A 16,255-nucleotide genomic window follows, 5' to 3' on the forward strand; every position below is an offset into this window, starting at 1 on the left:
ATGACCCTGATCGCCATAATTTTTGCGCTTATTGCCGAACGCCTCGGAGCGCGCTCTAAAACCTGGCAAATCGCCACCTATGCCCACTGGTATCAAGGGCAAAGTTTGACGCTGTTAAAACGCTTTAGCGGCCTAGGCAAAGAAGCCGGGATGATCCTCTGGTTATTGCTCCCCAGTCTGTTGGTTTTTGCGCTCGCTAATCTCAGTGACTTTGTTCTGTGGCAACTGCTTATTAATACCACCGTGGTTTTGACCTGCTTTGGTTGTGCCACCCTGCGCGGCTATTACAAAGGGTATTTGAACGCCCTGACTCGGGATGACGGCGAAGCCGCCACCCTCTATGCCTTGCAAATGGGACAAAAACGCACCGAAGATGAAGAAGGGGGCGAAACCTTTGCGCAAACCCTGGCTTGGGTAAACTTTCGTTTTTATTGTACGGTTATTTTTTGGTTTGTATTTTTAGGTGCGGCGGGCGCCTTGTTTTATTCTTTGGTGCGCAGTTTCCTCGATTTCAGTGAAGAAACCGAACATGAATTGTCACCCTGGCATCAGGCTCTGGGCAAGATTATCTACTGGCTTGAGTGGCCGGTGGCGCGGGTGGCCAGCCTAGGCTACCTGGTGATAGGTAACTTTTCCAAGGGCACTCAGTGCTGGCTGCGCCACGTGCTTGATTTTTCGGTGTCAAACCGTCAGGTGATCACAGAAACTGCCTTGGCCGCGGAACAAATTGAAATAGAACATTATGGCTGCACCATTGAAGCCCAATGCATGATGCGTTTGGTTAAGCGTAATGTACTCTTCTTCTTAGCCCTTATCGCCTTACTTACTCTGTTCGGTGGTTTGTCTTAGAACCCATGCTAAGCTTGGGCCTCCTACCTAGGGGGCTCGGCGGTTTTTATTTATACTCCCCCCTTACACTTGAGCCCCATGTCTATTACAATAGCGGCCATTCTTTTAAGACCTGCATATAGGCAACTTTTCAAGGCGGTAGTCTGTAGTTATGGCAATTAAGCTGGCAATTAATGGCTTTGGCCGCATCGGCCGTAATATTTTACGTGCTTTATATGAGAGCGGACGCCGCAACGAATTTGAAATTGTTGCAATCAACGAGTTAGCCAAGCCAGAAGGTATAGCTCATTTACTCAAATATGATACCGCCCATGGGCGTTTTGCCTTTCCCGTGGAGCTAGGCGAGCAGGCCTTGATCGTTGATGGCGACAGCATTGCCTTGTACTGTGAGCAAGATGCCAGCGCCTTGCCTTGGCAAGAGCACGAGGTTGATATCGTACTTGAGTGTACCGGGGTGTACCACTCTCGCCTAGATGCGCAAAAACATTTGCAGGCCGGCGCCAAAAAGGTGCTGTTTTCGCAGCCCGCCGATGCCGATGTTGATGCCACCATAGTCTTTGGCATTAACGACCACGAATTAAACGCTCAGCAGACAATTGTTTCCAATGGCTCTTGTACCACCAACTGTATTGTCCCTGTGATCCAGGTGCTTGACGATGCTTTTGGTATCGAGTCTGGCGCCATTACCACCATACATGCTTCCATGCACGATCAGCAGGTCATCGATGCCTACCATGATGATTTGCGCCGCACCCGTGCCGCAAGTCAGTCTATAATTCCGGTGGATACTAAATTAGCGCGTGGCATAGAGCGCATTTTACCTAAATTCCATGGCCGCTTTGAGGCCATTGCTGTGCGCGTGCCAACCATTAATGTGACCGCCATGGACCTGAGCGTAACCGTCAACAGCGATGTTTCGCTCAGTGATGTTAACCAGGCCATTGCCAAGGCGGTACACGGGCGCCTTGCGGGCATTTTAGACTATACCGAAGAACCTCTGGTGTCGGTCGATTTTAATCATGATGCACATTCTTGTATCATCGACGGTACACAGACACGGGTTAGTCATAAACGTTTGATAAAACTATTAGTATGGTGTGACAACGAGTGGGGGTTCGCTCATCGAATGCTCGATACCTCGGCTGCGTGGATGCAACAATAAGCATCTAACTTTGTATAAAACGTATAACTAAGGAGATGAGAATGTCGGTCATTAAGATGGCGGATTTAGATTTAGCAGGCAAACGCGTATTGATCCGTGAAGATCTAAACGTGCCTATTAAAGATGGTAAGGTAAGTTCTGATGCGCGTTTGCGTGCCGCTTTGCCGACCATTCAATTGGCGTTAGATAAGGGCGCTAAGGTGATGATCATGTCGCACCTAGGCCGTCCTACAGAAGGTCAATATGACGATGCATTCTCACTGGCTCCTGTGGTTGATTACCTGAACGACAAGCTGTCACAAGATGTACGTTTAGCGAAAGATTACCTAAACGGCGTAGAAATTGCTGACAACGAAGTTGTGGTATTCGAGAACGTACGTTTTAATCCGGGCGAAAAAGCTAACGACGAAGCGCTGGCGAAGCAACTAGCCGCCTTGTGTGACGTATACGTAATGGATGCCTTCGGTACCGCGCACCGCGCTCAGGCTTCAACTCATGGTGTCGGCATGCATGCTCCTGTAGCCTGTGCCGGTCCTTTGCTTGCAGCGGAACTAGACGCGCTAGGAAAAGCCCTAGATAACCCAAGACGTCCTTTGGTTGCCATTGTTGGTGGCTCTAAGGTATCAACCAAGCTAACCGTGCTTGATTCACTATCAAATGTAGTGGACCAATTGGTTACCGGTGGCGGTATCGCTAACACCTTTATCGCAGCGGCCGGTCACCCGGTAGGTAAGTCTTTATACGAGCAGGACCTTATCGGCGAAGCGCAAAAGCTGACCGAGAAAGCCCGTGCTAACGGCGGCGATATTCCGGTGCCTGTTGATGTGGTTGTTGGTAGCGAATTCTCTGAGTCGGCGGTAGCCCAGCTTAAAGACGTGCAGGAAGTAACCGACGAAGACATGATCTTCGATATCGGCCCAGATACGGCGAAAGAGCTTGGTGAGATCATTGCTAAAGCCGGCACTATCGTATGGAATGGCCCGGTTGGCGTATTCGAGTTTGACCAATTTGGTAACGGCACACAAAGCATAGCTAAAGCGATTGCCGAGTCGGATGCCTTCTCGATTGCCGGTGGTGGTGACACCTTAGCTGCCATTGATAAATATCATGTGGCTGATAAGATTTCATACATCTCTACCGGTGGTGGTGCCTTCTTGGAGTTCCTGGAAGGGAAAAAACTACCTGCGGTTGCTATGCTAGAAGAGCGAGCAAAGCAATAAAATACTATAAGGCCGGCCTCTCACTTTTGCCGGCCTTGTGTTTGGAGCCAATAGGCTCTTGTTTGAAATAATTCAAACATCATCCCGTTCAAAAAACCCGATAGTCTGGTGCTATCAAAAATTGGAGATAAGCGAAATGGCTTTGATCAGTATGCGTCAACTTCTCGACCATGCGGCGGAATTTGGTTACGGCGTACCAGCCTTCAATGTAAATAACCAAGAGCAAATGCGTGCCATCATGGAAGCGGCCGACAAAACAAACAGCCCGGTTATTGTGCAAGGTTCTGCCGGCGCGCGTGCATACGCAGGTGCCCCTTTTATTCGTCATATGATTTTGGCGGCAATCGAAGAGTGGCCACACATCCCGGTAGTAATGCACCAAGACCACGGTACTTCACCGGCGGTATGTCAGCGTTCTATCCAGCTTGGCTTCTCATCGGTCATGATGGATGGCTCATTGCTTGACGATGGTAAAACGCCTTCATCTTATGAGTACAACGTAGACGTAACTCGTCGCACAGTAGAAATGGCCCACGCTTGTGGTGTTTCTGTTGAGGGTGAGCTAGGTGTTCTAGGTTCACTTGAAACCGGTGAAGCGGGTGAAGAAGATGGTATCGGTGCGGTAGGTAAACTATCTCACGATCAGCTACTTACAGACCCAGAAGAAGCGGCGGACTTCGTTGCTAAAACCGGTGTTGATGCCCTGGCAATCGCCTGTGGTACTTCGCACGGTGCCTACAAGTTTACTCGTCCACCAACGGGCGATATTCTTGCTATCGATCGCATCAAAGAAATCCACAGCCGTATTCCTGATACGCACCTGGTAATGCACGGTTCGTCATCGGTACCACAAGAGTGGCTAGCTGTGATCAACGAGTTCGGCGGTGAAATCCCTGAAACTTACGGTGTGCCGGTAGAGCAGATCGTTGAAGGTATCAAGCACGGTGTACGTAAGGTAAACATCGACACGGATCTACGTTTGGCGTCAACCGGTGCCGTTCGTCGTCACCTGGCGCAGAACCCTGCGAACTTCGATCCTCGTAAGTTCCTTGCTGAAGCAACTAAGGCGATGACAGAGATCTGTGTAGCGCGTTATGAAGCCTTCGGTACTGCCGGTCAGGCAAGCAAGATCAAGCCTATCTCGCTTGATGACATGCACCTGCGTTACCTAAGCGGTGAGTTAAGCCCTAAAATTAAATAATTTTAGCGACTTAGCCCGATAAAAAGCCTCGTATTTCACGGGGCTTTTTTGGATCAGTCTTTTATCAAGAATCGATCTTTGGGATCAGGTTTTTATCAACCCAACGATGTTTTCGGATCAATATCTTACCTATTGCCCGCTAAGGGCCGCAAACCCTGATTAAGAAGTGAACAATTATCAGTCGGTTAGTTGAAGAGGGCTTAGCCATACTTGGTATAAAACTGATCCCGGCCGGGATCAATTAGTAAAATATTGATCCCTCATGGCCTGCTTAGTACAAATCTGATCCTGCCAAGGTCGCTTAGTAAAACGCTGATCCCTGCGGATCAAAAGGATTTTTGCGAGATCCCCGTTATGGGTGTAGTCTTTCATAAAACTGTCACAAAAAGTCATAATAATGACATCAGTCCAATAAAACTGATTAGAGATAAATGGAATGTCACGTAAAGTTCTTGTTGTTGATGATGAAGCACCCATCCGCGAGATGCTGGTGTTTGTATTAGAACAGAATGGTTTTCAGGCTATCGAAGCTGAAGATTACGACTCTGCGATAGCGGCCATGGTTGAGCCTTACCCAGATATGGTGCTACTGGATTGGATGCTTCCCGGTGGCAGTGGTATTCAAATTGCCAAAAAGTTTAAGCAAAATGAGCATACCCGTCAGATCCCCATTATAATGCTGACCGCTCGTGGTGAAGAAGAAGACAAGGTTCGTGGTCTTGAGGTTGGTGCCGACGATTATGTAACCAAGCCGTTCTCACCAAAAGAGTTAATGGCACGTATTAAAGCCGTGATCCGCCGCGTGGCGCCTACTTCTTTGGAAGAGGCCATTGAGGTACATGGCCTACGTCTGGATCCTATTTCACACCGCGTTACCTCGCAGGGCAGTGAATTGGATATGGGTCCTACCGAGTTCCGTTTATTGCACTTCTTTATGACCCATCCTGAGCGCGTGTACAGTCGCGAACAGTTACTGGATCATGTGTGGGGCACAAACGTGTATGTGGAAGACAGAACAGTGGATGTGCATATTCGTCGCTTACGTAAAGCCATCTCACCTAAGGGTCATGATCGTTTAGTACAGACCGTACGTGGCGCCGGTTATCGTTTTTCAAGTAAGGTTTAGCCTGCCATCAATTACTTTCATGGATGAGTGGGTTTATGCCTAGCCAGGCATAAAGCAGAGATATTTTATGTATCGAGTAGTTAATAAACGAACCTTAACCAAGCGTTTGTTTATGTATTTTTTACCATTGGTGCTGATAGGCGTGCTTGTAGGCGCGCCTTTTTTGCTTCTCTTCCTCGGCGCCTTTACCCTCTTGTTATGGCATTATCGCCAACTGTATCGTCTCAGCGACTGGTTGATAAACCAGCGTAGCTTTAATCCCCCCGAGGGAGAGGGGGCCTGGGAGCAGGTCTTCGAAGGGATCTACCATCTGCAGCAACGCAATCGCAAAAAGCGCAATGAACTGGCCGATTTAATTCGCCGTTTTCGCGAAGGTGCGGAAGCTGTGCCCGATGCGGTTATCGTGCTGCAGCGAGATCTCAGCATAGGCTGGTGTAACCAATTGGCGCTGCGATTATTAGGACTGCAATGGCCTACCGATCATGGCCAGCGCATCGACAACCTGATCCGCCACCCTAAATTCAGCAGCTATATGGCCGATGGCGACTATGAGGAAGCCCTGGAGCTGGACATAGCCCACAATGGTGAGCAGGTGCTGGAGTTCCGGGTGATGCCTTATGCTCAGTCGCAGATCATGATGGTGGTGCGCGATATTACCCGTTTAAAACAGCTTGAGCAGATGCGCAAAGACTTTGTCGCCAACGTTTCCCATGAGCTACGTACGCCGCTGACCGGGGTAACCGGTTATCTGGAAATGATGGATAGCGACAATATGCCGCCGCCAGCGATGTGGAATAAGGCGCATGGCACCATGATAGAGCAGTGTCAACGCATGGACTCGCTGGTCAATCAGCTGTTGTCTTTGTCCCGCATCGAAGGGGCGCGTAAACATGACAATGATAAGCCGGTGCATGTACCACAGATGCTGGAAATTATTCATACCGAGGCGCAGTCGCTCAATCAGGACAAACAGCACAAGTTGATCTTTGAGGTGGATGCAGCTCTCGATATTCTCGGTGCCGCCGATGAATTACGAAGTGCGTTTTCGAACTTGGTTTTCAATGCCGTGCATTACACCCCGGAAGGCGGTGAAATCACCGTGCGCTGGCAGCGTAAGGATGGTTATGCCCACTTTAGCGTTAACGACAACGGCGAGGGCATAGCACCTGAGCATCTTAATCGTTTGACCGAACGCTTTTATCGCGTTGATAAGGCTCGCAGCCGCAAAACCGGCGGTTCAGGCCTGGGTCTGGCTATTACCAAGCATGTGCTTTCGCGCCACGATTCTCAGTTGCACATAGAAAGCACAGTGGGCGAGGGCTCGTGTTTTTGGTTTACTTTCGCGCCGAGCTGGATAGTGACCAATAATCCAAATTCAGCACTTTCGGCAAAGTCATAAAATTGTCATTTTCGAGTAATCTAACTGTCATTTTGTCACTGCACAATGGTCACAGTTGAAACATGGGACGATAAATTGGAGAACCCAATGAAATTTAAAAACTTAGTTGCTGCAATGGGCGTTGCTGTTAGTGCCCTAACTGCAGGTCAAGCGATGGCCACAGATCAAGCTATCGCAGAATATGAAAAAACAAGCGGCATCTCTGGTAACTTTTCATCAGTAGGTTCTGATACCTTAGCCAACATGATGACTTTCTGGGCAGAAGAATATAAGCGTATTTACCCTAACGTAAATATCCAGATCCAAGCGGCTGGTTCATCTACTGCGCCACCGGCATTGACTGAAGGCACTGCGAACTTTGGCCCTATGAGCCGTAAGATGAAGTCGAAAGAAATCGAAGCTTTCGAAAAGCGTCACGGTTACAAGCCTACTGAAATCCGCGTAGCGATTGATGCTCTAGCTGTATTCGTACACAAGGACAACCCAATTGAAGGTCTACGTATCGACCAGGTAGATGCTATTTTCTCATCTACTCGTAAATGTGGTGCAGCAGAAGAAGTTAACCGTTGGGGCGATATCGGCCTAGAGGGCGACTGGGCTGCTAAAGACATCCAGCTTTACGGTCGTAACTCGGTATCTGGTACTTACGGTTACTTCAAGAAAAAAGCACTGTGTAAAGGTGACTTCCGTAACAACGTAAACGAGCAACCAGGTTCTGCTTCTGTAGTACAGTCAATCTCATCATCAGTTAACGCGATTGGTTACTCTGGTATCGGTTACAAAACTTCTGGTGTTCGTACCGTACCTCTAGCGAAGAAAGGCGACAAGTTCGTAGATGCAACTCTAGAGAATGTTGCTACTGGTAAGTACCCACTATCACGTTTCCTATACGTTTACGTGAACAAGCATCCAAATAAACCGCTTGCGCCTATCGAAGCTGAGTTTATTAAAATGGTACTTTCACAAACAGGTCAAACAATTGTTGAGAAAGACGGTTATGTGCCACTTTCTAATACAATGGTTGAAGCTGAGCTTAAAAAGCTAGGCTTGATGTAATCCTTTGAATCTTGTTGATTAGATAACAAAGCCCCTCATATAGAGGGGCTTTTTTTATGCCTGTTTACCAGCAGCTTTGATAGATAAGCTCTTTTATGATCTGCTGTGAAGGGGCGATACGCTCCATGGCCAAATATTCATTAGGCTGATGCGCCTGCTCGATAGATCCCGGCCCCATGACTATGGTTTCACAGCCCAGCTGTTGGATAAAGGGCGCTTCGGTGCAGTAGTTAACCGCCACCGCCTGCTGTTGCGAAAGCTTTTCTGCCAGTTTTACTAGGGCGCTGTCCTTGGTGCCGGCGAAGGCTGGAATGGGCTCGTGCATATCCCAAACCTCCACAGAGCCTGGATAGCGAGCATTGATATCCTTGGTAGCATCAAGCAGCATGGCCTGCAGCTCGGCGATGCTAAGCCCGGGCAGTGGGCGCATATCCAGTTGTAATTCACAGCAGCCACAAATGCGATTGGCATTATCGCCACCATGGATATGACCCAGGTTCAGGGTTGGATAGGGAATAGCAAAATCGGTAACTGAATATTTATTCTTTAACTCTTCTTTTAACTTCAGCAGGTTTTGAATCACCAAATGCATCACTTCAATGGCATTTATGCCGCGTTCTGGATCTGAGCTGTGGCCGCTTTTACCAACAATGCGAATCGCCGAGGTCATATGCCCCTTATGAGTAAATACCGGCACCATGTCGGTGGGCTCGCCGATAATACAGCGCTCGGGTTTAAGGTCCGGATAACGGGCCACCTCTTGAGCTCCGGCCATGGTGGTTTCTTCATCGGCGGTGGCCAACAACAATAAGGGGCGTTGTTGCTTGCTGCTATCGAGCTCGGCAATAGCATTGAGCACAAAAGCAAAGAAACCTTTCATATCAATACTGCCTAAGCCATAGAGCTTGTTGTCTTCGGCTATAAGCTTAAAGGGATCCCGCTGCCAGCGGCCTTGGTCGAAGGGCACGGTATCCGTATGCCCGGCCAGCATTAAACCACCGGCGCCGCTGCCGCGTTTGGCCAGCAGATTGTATTTTCCGGGGGCGCTTTGCAGTTCAATAACTTCACAGTGAAAACCCAGGGACTCGCACCAGGTTGCCAGCAGTTCAATAACGCCACGGTTACTCTGGCTAAGCGCAGGATCGAGGGAGCTTATCGAGGGGGCGGCGATAAGCTGCTGGTAGCGCGTCAGAAAGTCTGGGTTCGACATATAAATTCCAAATATTTATTCATAAAGATTGCATAACAATATAAATGTCTTTATAGTGAATATCAATTCACATTTTAAGCATAAATATTGGTTTGGTTTAATGGTTCACTACCTCTTTAGCATAACGTCACGACGATAGTTCGAGTACACATATCTCCCTTGTGTACTCGATTTTTTTCGTCGGGCGTCTCGCCCGTTACTTACTGTCTGATTTTGAGTGTAATTAATGAATATTGTAATTATTGGCGCGAGTGGCTACAGCGGTGCAGAGCTAGCCAGATTAGTCGCAACACATCCTCACTTTGAACTTGTTGGCTGTTATGTTTCGGCCGGCAGTGCGGATCTTCATAAGCCCCTAAGTGCCCTGTATCCAGAGCACAAAGGCATAGTGGATCTGCCGCTGCAAGGCATGGACGATAATGCGATTGCCAGCATAGCTGCGCAGGCCGACGCTGTGTGTCTGTGTACAGATCATAAAGTCAGTGTAGATCTGGCTCCTCAGTTTCTTGCCCATGGCCTGAAAGTGTTTGATCTATCCGGTGGCTTTCGTCTTGCCGATGCCCATTTGTATGAAGAATTCTATGGTTTCACCCATCAACATCCCGAGCTGTTAGCGCAGGCCGTGTATGGTCTGGCGGAATGGCACAGCGAAGCGCTTAAGACCGCGCGGCTGGTGGCCGTGGCTGGTTGTTACCCTACCGCCAGTTTAAATGCCCTTAAACCTTTGCAGCAGGCTGGCTTGCTGGCTGGCGATCAGCAGGTGATCATCAATGCGGTATCCGGGGTAACAGGAGCCGGGCGCAAAGCCGCTATCGGCACCCACTTCTGTGAAGTCTCTTTGGCTCCTTATGGTTTGTTTAACCATCGTCATACACCGGAAATCGAGCAGTCTTTGCAGCATCCTGTGCTCTTTACGCCGCATCTGGGTAATTTTAAACGCGGCATTTTGGCCACTATTTACGCCACCTTAAATGCCGGTGTGACCCTGGATGATGTCAGCAGTGCCTACCAGGTACTGGCCGACGAACCTCTAATTCGCCTGTTGGGCGCCAATCAGGTGGCCTCCATTAAGGGCATAGAAAATCAACCCTATGTCGACCTTGGTTGGCATGTAAAAGGGCAGCAGCTGATTGTCAGCGCCGCCATAGACAACCTACTGAAAGGCGCCTCGGGTCAAGCACTGCAGTGTATGAACCTGAATGCGGGCCTGGCCATTAACACCGGTTTGGTATGAGGAACACATGATGACTACTAAGAAAACTTGGGTAATCAAACTCGGTGGTGCGGTATTAAATAATCCCGCGGCGCTTGATGCGCTCTTTGTGGCTTTGGGCTCGCAGCAACAGGCGAATTTCGTGGTTGTCCATGGCGGCGGTGCTCTTGTTGACAGCTGGCTGCAAGACGCAGGTTTTGCTACCGCCAAACATCAGGGCTTACGTATTAGCCCGGTGGAGCAAATGCCTTATATCGTCGGCGCCCTGGCCGGTTGTGCTAACAAGCAATTACTGGGTGCAGCGCTGAAAAACAAGTTACAGCCAGTGGGCTTGAGCCTGTTTGAGGCGGGTATTAATGCCGAGCAAAAGCTAAAGGCACTGGGCCAGGTCGGTGAGTGTATCCCCACTGCGGACTCTATTTTACCCCTGCTTATTGAAGCCGGACGCTTGGCGCTAGTGAGCTCTATTGGTTTTGATGAGAGGGACACTGGTACAACGTTAACGCCGATGAAGCAGCGGCGGCCATCGCCAAGCTACTTGGCGCCGAACTTATTTTTATGACGGATGTGGAAGCCGTGCTGGACCAACAAGGTCAAGCCCTGCATCAACTAGATAAAGCACAAATCGAAGACCTGATAGCACAAGGAGTTATCTCGGGCGGGATGGAGGTCAAAGTAAAGACCAGCCTTCTTGCTGCCCAGCATTTACGACGTGGTGTGTATATCTCCAGCTGGCAAAAGCCAGAAAACCTTATTGCATTGCTCCAAGGAGAGCATGTTGGCACCCAAATTAGTATGTAGATAACACCATGAAACAAGATTTTATTTCCGGCCTTGAGCTGGACGAAAAAAAGATTTTAACGCTTTTATCCCTGGCGCAAAAAATGAAGGCGCACCCCCAGGACTATGCTCAGGCACTGGCTGGCAAGTCTATCGTCACTTTATTTGAAAAGCAGAGCCTGCGTACAAGGCTGAGCTTTGATATTGGCATTAACAAACTCGGCGGCCATGCGGTGTATCTTGACCAGCAAAACGGTGCCATGGGTTCACGGGAGTCGGTGAAAGACTTTGCCTTGAATATCAGCACCTGGGCCGATGCCATTGTGGCTCGGGTTAACCAGCATAAAACGCTTGAAGAGCTGAGCGAGTTTTCTTCCAAGCCAGTGGTGAACTCTTTGTGTGACCTTTACCACCCTTGTCAGGCACTAGCCGACTTTTTGACGCTGCAGGAAGTGTATGGCGATGTCAGTCAACTTAAGCTGGCTTACCTAGGTGAAGGCAACAATGTCACCCACTCACTGATGTTACTGGCGGCCACCCTGGGCACCGACTTTGTCGCGGTATGCCCCAAAGGCAGTAGCCCGGATGCGCAAATTGTGAAGCAGGCGGAGCAGATCGCCGCCAGCAAGGGCGCTTCTATCCTGGTCAGTGACAGAGTGGAAGCGGCTGCGGGCGCCAATGCTCTGTATGCCGATACCTGGGTCTCCATGGGCGATAACACCCCGCTTGATCAGGTAAAAGAAAAATATATGCCATATCAGCTTAACAAACAGCTGCTAGATATGACCGGAGCACAAACGGTTTTGCATTGTCAGCCCGCGCATCGTGAGTTTGAAATTACTTCCGAAGTGATGGACAGCGACTATTCTAAGATTATTCAACAGGCGGAAAACCGCATGCATGCACAAAACGCCCTGTTAGTTACATTATTAAACCCAAATTTTTAAGGACTTGAGATGAGCACTATTAAAAAAGTTGTATTGGCCTACTCGGGTGGTTTGGACACCTCGGCAATTGTGCCTTGGTTAAAAGAAAACTACGGCTGTGAAGTGGTTGCCTTTGTGGCCGATGTGGGCCAGGGCGCAGAAGAGCTTGCAGGGGTGGAAGAAAAGGCCATTGCCTCGGGCGCATCTGAGTGCCATATCGTTGACCTTAAAGAAGAAATGGTTGCCGATTATATCTACCCAACATTGAAAACCGGCTCTATTTATGAAGGCACCTATCTGCTTGGCACCTCTATGGCTCGTCCTATTATTGCCAAGGCCCAGGTTGAAGTAGCCCGTAAGGTTGGCGCCGATGCCTTGTCGCACGGTTGTACCGGTAAGGGTAATGATCAGGTGCGTTTCGAGTCTTGTTTTGCCGCCCTGGCGCCGGATCTTAAAGTGATCGCCCCTTGGCGTGAGTGGGATCTTTCCAGCCGCGAATCCCTGCTTGATTACCTGGCCGAGCGCAACATTCCTTGTGCCGCATCGGCGACCAAGATTTACAGCCGTGACGCCAATGCCTGGCATATTTCTCATGAAGGCGGCGAGTTGGAAGACCCTTGGTGTCAGCCAAGCGAGCAGGTATGGACCTGGACTAATTCACCAGAGCAAGCACCAGATCAGCCTGAAATGGTCAGCATCAGCGTTGAAAAAGGCGAGATCGTTGCCGTAAATGGCGAGCAACTCAGCCCGTATCAGTGTCTGGTGAAGCTGAATGAACTGGCGGCGCCTCACGGTGTTGGCCGTGTCGATATCGTCGAAAACCGTCTGGTGGGTATGAAGTCGCGCGGTTGTTACGAAACTCCGGGAGGCACAGTAATGATAGCGGCGCTGCAGGCCATTGACGAGTTGGTTCTGGATAAGGCCAGTCGTAAGTGGAAAGAAACCCTGGGCGGTGAGTTTGCACACCTGGTCTATGACGGCCGTTGGTTTACGCCATTAAAAGACAGCATTCTGGCAGCGGCCGAGGCATTTGCCGAGTTTGCCAGTGGTGAAGTGGTGTTGAAAATGTATAAAGGTCAGGTTGTGGCGGTGCAGAAGAAATCACCAAACAGCCTATACAGCGAAGATTTCGCTACCTTTGGCGCCGATGATGTATATGACCAATCACACGCCGAAGGCTTTATTCGCTTGTTCTCGCTATCAAGCAGAATAGCGGCGTTGAAGAAGTAAGGTAGGAGAAGGCAATGGCACTTTGGGGCGGACGGTTTTCATCGGGTCCGGATGAAGCATTTAAACAGTTTAACGATTCTTTGCCGTTTGATTATGTGATGGCGGAGCAAGACATTATCGGCTCTGTGGCATGGGCGGGGGCGTTAAACCGCGTTAACGTGTTAACCGATGACGAGCACCAGCGTTTGGTGGCGGCATTGTATGAACTGCTTGAAGAGGTTCAGGCAAACCCTGATAGTGTTGCCCTCAGCGGCGAAGAAGATATTCACTCGCATGTTGAGGCGGCGCTGATCAATAAGGTAGGCGACCTGGGTAAGAAGTTGCACACCGGACGTAGCCGGAATGATCAGGTGGCCACCGACTTCCGACTCTGGTGTAAGCAAACCGCGAGCACCATTGCCGATGCCCTTATTGCCACCAAGCAGTCGCTACTTGCCCTGGCAGAGCGGGAGTTTGGAACGGTTCTGCCTGGTTATACCCATTTGCAACGGGCCCAGCCGGTGCTCTTTAGCCACTGGTGTATGGCCTATGTGGAAATGCTTGAGCGTGATGCCAGCCGTCTACAAGATGCGGTTAAGCGTATGGATCAATGTCCACTGGGCAGCGGTGCTTTAGCCGGTACTGCTTATGCCATCGACCGTGAGTTGTTGGCTCAGGATCTTGGCTTTGCTCAGGCAACGCGCAATAGTTTGGATGCAGTGTCGGACAGGGACTTTGTGGTTGAACTGTTAAGCACGGCGTCGATTTCCATGCTGCATCTGTCGCGTTTTGCTGAAGATTTGATCTTCTATAACTCAGGTGAGGCGGGCTTTGTGGAGCTGGCGGATAACGTCACGTCCGGCTCGTCCTTGATGCCGCAAAAGAAAAACCCAGATGCCCTGGAGCTGATCCGTGGTAAAACCGGACGGGTTTTTGGCGCCATGAGTGCCATGATGATGACACTTAAATCTTTGCCCTTGGCCTATAACAAGGACATGCAAGAGGACAAGGAAGGCTTGTTTGATGCGCTGCCAACCTGGTTGGCCTGTTTGCATATGGCGCAATCCTGCATCAACGGCATTAAGGTCAATGGTGAGAGAACTAGAGCAGCGGCCCAAGGCGGCCATGCCAATGCTACCGAGCTGGCGGACTACCTGGTTGCTAAGGGGATCCCTTTCCGTGAAGGACATCATATCGTCGGTCAATTGGTGCAGGTCGCCATAGGCGAAGGTAAAAACCTGGAACAGCTGACCCTTGAGCAATTCCAGGCGGTGAGCAGTGTTATCGAAGAAGATGTGTATCCGGTACTTGAGCTGGATGCGTGCCTGCAGGCACGTAAGGCCTTGGGTGGCACCTCGCCGCAGCAGGTTGCCCATGCCATTAAGCATGCACAGCAACAGCACACTATTACCGTGCGTGACGCCAACTTGCATGATGTTGAAGCCATTAGCGAGCTGATCCAGTATTGGGCCAAGGTCGGTGAAAATTTGCCGCGTGCCAAAAGCGATATGGTGCACTCGATCAATGAATTTGCCGTTACCGAGGTCAATGGTAAGGTCACCGGCTGTGCTTCGCTTTATATCTATGATACCGGCTTGGCGGAGATTCGCTCGCTGGGAGTCAATCCGGATTGTGGCGTCAAAGGACAGGGGCGTATGCTGGTGGATCACTTGCTTGTAAAAGCCAAAAAATTGGCGCTGAAAAGGGTGATAGTCTTAACTCGTGTCCCCAACTTCTTCGCTAAACTTGGATTCGAGCAAAGCAGTAAGGACAGCTTACCTGAGAAGGTAATGAAAGACTGTGAACTTTGTCTGCGCAAGGCGAATTGCGATGAGGTGGCCATGGACTTCTACCTCCAGCATGTTCCCATAGGCGAGATACCTTGTAAGCTAATTGCTTAAAATCTAGAACGCGCTGCCAGTTTTGGCGCGCGTTCCTCTCTCACCAGATCAATCGCTAAATCAGTTAATACCAGCACACAAGTTCAAATCTGAGTTTAAAAAATTACACCAGCAAATTCAAAAGCATACAACGCAAACCACTAGCGTTTAGGCACTGCAATCTGATACAGTGACTTGCTCAACTAGTGCGCTAATCCTAAGCGAAGCTAATATCCAGCGCTGTGGTGCTGATGTGGTTCTCGGTCCACCGAAGAAAGAGAACTAAGAGTGAGATGACGGATGTTCTTTGAGAAAAGCTTAGTTATTTTTATGGGAGGCTTCGTGGTTTGGGGCTTTCTGATGGCTATGTTTTTCAATTTAATGCTAATAGCTTTTAAGGCTAAGGAAGATTTTAAACTTCTTTTTGTTAGCATCGTCATGTTTTCGTCTTATTTTACGAGTGATCACTTTAATAGCGTTTTTAGCGGTTCAGAAGTGTACAAAACCTGGCTTATTTACGATCTAGTCACTTTGCTTGTTATCTTGCCTGTGTTTTTCTTTAAAAAAGCAAAGCCTTCTCCTGGAGTTATCTATGCCGTAGCGGGCTTGATATTTAACTCAATCCTACTCCTACTGATGCATTTGGATATTGTGGTGTTAGACAATCGAGAAAAATGGTGGTTGTGGGGATTTTACTCTATAGGCATAAACTTATCAGACTTGTTAATGATAGTTGCGCTAATCGTTGATCGAGATATTCTAGGTTTTATTACGCTTAAAGACTATGTGAAAAGACAAGTTTCAAGCCAAAAAATCGTCACTTCTAAATAAATACCCTCGGACCTTTGAGATGCAATAGAGTGCACCATTGCTCTAATTCGTTATCAGCGAGAATCAATCACAATGACTCTCCCATTAAAAGTTATTCTCGCAACGAAGACATAGCCCGACATTTAATGCCTTGATTAATAGGGATAATCCATACTCAATACGGTTGACACTGTTCCTGCCCCCAACAACTTAT

The 16,255-nt window shown here is 49.2% G+C and carries 13 protein-coding genes and 1 pseudogene; 13 read left to right on the top strand and 1 reads right to left on the bottom strand.

Annotation, left to right across the window (positions count from 1 at the left end; translation table 11 throughout):
• The 7 genes from ampE (at nt 1) to C2M35_RS03365 (ending at nt 8,013) form a co-directional block, all read left to right on the top strand.
• The gene (gene ampE / locus C2M35_RS03335) at nt 1-849 is read left to right on the top strand and encodes a beta-lactamase regulator AmpE (protein ID WP_105199475.1); all 849 of its coding nucleotides are present in this window, start codon (nt 1-3) and stop codon (nt 847-849) included.
• Nucleotides 850-1,000: 151 nt separating this feature from the next.
• A complete protein-coding gene (gene epd / locus C2M35_RS03340; protein WP_105213365.1) occupies nt 1,001-2,011 on the top strand; it encodes an erythrose-4-phosphate dehydrogenase in 1,011 nt (336 codons plus the stop codon).
• Nucleotides 2,012-2,052: 41 nt separating this feature from the next.
• A complete protein-coding gene (locus tag C2M35_RS03345) occupies nt 2,053-3,231 on the top strand; it encodes a phosphoglycerate kinase (RefSeq protein WP_105264595.1) in 1,179 nt (392 codons plus the stop codon).
• 136 nt (nt 3,232-3,367) lie between these two features.
• Nucleotides 3,368-4,432, top strand: coding sequence for a class II fructose-bisphosphate aldolase (gene fba / locus C2M35_RS03350; RefSeq protein WP_105213364.1), 1,065 nt, complete (start codon nt 3,368-3,370; stop codon nt 4,430-4,432).
• Nucleotides 4,433-4,868: 436 nt separating this feature from the next.
• Nucleotides 4,869-5,558, top strand: a complete 690-nt coding sequence (phoB, locus tag C2M35_RS03355) for a phosphate regulon transcriptional regulator PhoB (protein ID WP_105199479.1) — start codon at nt 4,869-4,871, stop codon at nt 5,556-5,558.
• A gap of 67 nt (nt 5,559-5,625) precedes the next feature.
• Entirely contained in the window at nt 5,626-6,957 is a 1,332-nt protein-coding gene (phoR, locus tag C2M35_RS03360; protein WP_105264596.1) for a phosphate regulon sensor histidine kinase PhoR, read from the top strand.
• A gap of 87 nt (nt 6,958-7,044) precedes the next feature.
• The gene (locus C2M35_RS03365) at nt 7,045-8,013 is read left to right on the top strand and encodes a PstS family phosphate ABC transporter substrate-binding protein (protein ID WP_105199481.1); all 969 of its coding nucleotides are present in this window, start codon (nt 7,045-7,047) and stop codon (nt 8,011-8,013) included.
• 64 nt (nt 8,014-8,077) lie between these two features.
• On the opposite strand, the gene argE is transcribed toward C2M35_RS03365, so the two are convergent.
• Nucleotides 8,078-9,223 (bottom strand): acetylornithine deacetylase, encoded by a 1,146-nt coding sequence (gene argE, locus C2M35_RS03370; protein ID WP_105199482.1) that lies wholly within the window; start codon nt 9,221-9,223, stop codon nt 8,078-8,080.
• Between the two features lie 226 nt (nt 9,224-9,449).
• Here argE and argC point away from each other — a divergent pair, with 226 nt between their 5' ends.
• From argC to C2M35_RS03400, 6 genes and pseudogenes are all read left to right on the top strand, one after another.
• Nucleotides 9,450-10,457 carry an N-acetyl-gamma-glutamyl-phosphate reductase gene (argC, locus tag C2M35_RS03375; protein WP_105264597.1) on the top strand — a complete coding sequence of 336 codons (1,008 nt, stop codon included), beginning with the start codon at nt 9,450-9,452 and terminating at the stop codon, nt 10,455-10,457.
• 10 nt (nt 10,458-10,467) lie between these two features.
• Nucleotides 10,468-11,237 (top strand): annotated as a pseudogene (gene argB, locus C2M35_RS03380) (acetylglutamate kinase).
• An 8-nt stretch (nt 11,238-11,245) separates the two neighbouring features.
• Complete coding sequence (locus C2M35_RS03385) at nt 11,246-12,163, top strand: ornithine carbamoyltransferase (protein WP_105264598.1); 918 nt, start codon at nt 11,246-11,248, stop codon at nt 12,161-12,163.
• Between the two features lie 9 nt (nt 12,164-12,172).
• Nucleotides 12,173-13,372: an argininosuccinate synthase gene (locus C2M35_RS03390; protein WP_105264599.1), complete on the top strand. Its 1,200-nt coding sequence runs from the start codon at nt 12,173-12,175 to the stop codon at nt 13,370-13,372.
• A 14-nt stretch (nt 13,373-13,386) separates the two neighbouring features.
• Nucleotides 13,387-15,252 carry an argininosuccinate lyase gene (gene argH, locus C2M35_RS03395; RefSeq protein WP_105199487.1) on the top strand — a complete coding sequence of 622 codons (1,866 nt, stop codon included), beginning with the start codon at nt 13,387-13,389 and terminating at the stop codon, nt 15,250-15,252.
• 279 nt (nt 15,253-15,531) lie between these two features.
• Complete coding sequence (locus C2M35_RS03400) at nt 15,532-16,062, top strand: hypothetical protein (protein ID WP_105199488.1); 531 nt, start codon at nt 15,532-15,534, stop codon at nt 16,060-16,062.
• Nucleotides 16,063-16,255: the final 193 nt, after the last annotated feature.

The organism is Pseudoalteromonas sp. T1lg76 (assembly GCF_002964725.1).
Lineage (GTDB): Bacteria > Pseudomonadota > Gammaproteobacteria > Enterobacterales > Alteromonadaceae > Pseudoalteromonas.

Bases quoted from the DNA above. Each gene is read 5' to 3' on its own strand.
- phoB (WP_105199479.1), top strand. From the start codon at position 4,869: ATGTCACGTAAAGTTCTTGTTGTTGATGATGAAGCACCCATCCGCGAG.
- C2M35_RS03365 (WP_105199481.1), top strand. From the start codon at position 7,045: ATGAAATTTAAAAACTTAGTTGCTGCAATGGGCGTTGCTGTTAGTGCC.
- C2M35_RS03400 (WP_105199488.1), top strand. From the start codon at position 15,532: ATGTTCTTTGAGAAAAGCTTAGTTATTTTTATGGGAGGCTTCGTGGTT.
- epd (WP_105213365.1), top strand. From the start codon at position 1,001: ATGGCAATTAAGCTGGCAATTAATGGCTTTGGCCGCATCGGCCGTAAT.
- argE (WP_105199482.1), bottom strand. From the start codon at position 9,223: ATGTCGAACCCAGACTTTCTGACGCGCTACCAGCAGCTTATCGCCGCC.
- argC (WP_105264597.1), top strand. From the start codon at position 9,450: ATGAATATTGTAATTATTGGCGCGAGTGGCTACAGCGGTGCAGAGCTA.
- phoR (WP_105264596.1), top strand. From the start codon at position 5,626: ATGTATCGAGTAGTTAATAAACGAACCTTAACCAAGCGTTTGTTTATG.
- C2M35_RS03390 (WP_105264599.1), top strand. From the start codon at position 12,173: ATGAGCACTATTAAAAAAGTTGTATTGGCCTACTCGGGTGGTTTGGAC.
- ampE (WP_105199475.1), top strand. From the start codon at position 1: ATGACCCTGATCGCCATAATTTTTGCGCTTATTGCCGAACGCCTCGGA.
- C2M35_RS03345 (WP_105264595.1), top strand. From the start codon at position 2,053: ATGTCGGTCATTAAGATGGCGGATTTAGATTTAGCAGGCAAACGCGTA.
- argH (WP_105199487.1), top strand. From the start codon at position 13,387: ATGGCACTTTGGGGCGGACGGTTTTCATCGGGTCCGGATGAAGCATTT.
- fba (WP_105213364.1), top strand. From the start codon at position 3,368: ATGGCTTTGATCAGTATGCGTCAACTTCTCGACCATGCGGCGGAATTT.
- C2M35_RS03385 (WP_105264598.1), top strand. From the start codon at position 11,246: ATGAAACAAGATTTTATTTCCGGCCTTGAGCTGGACGAAAAAAAGATT.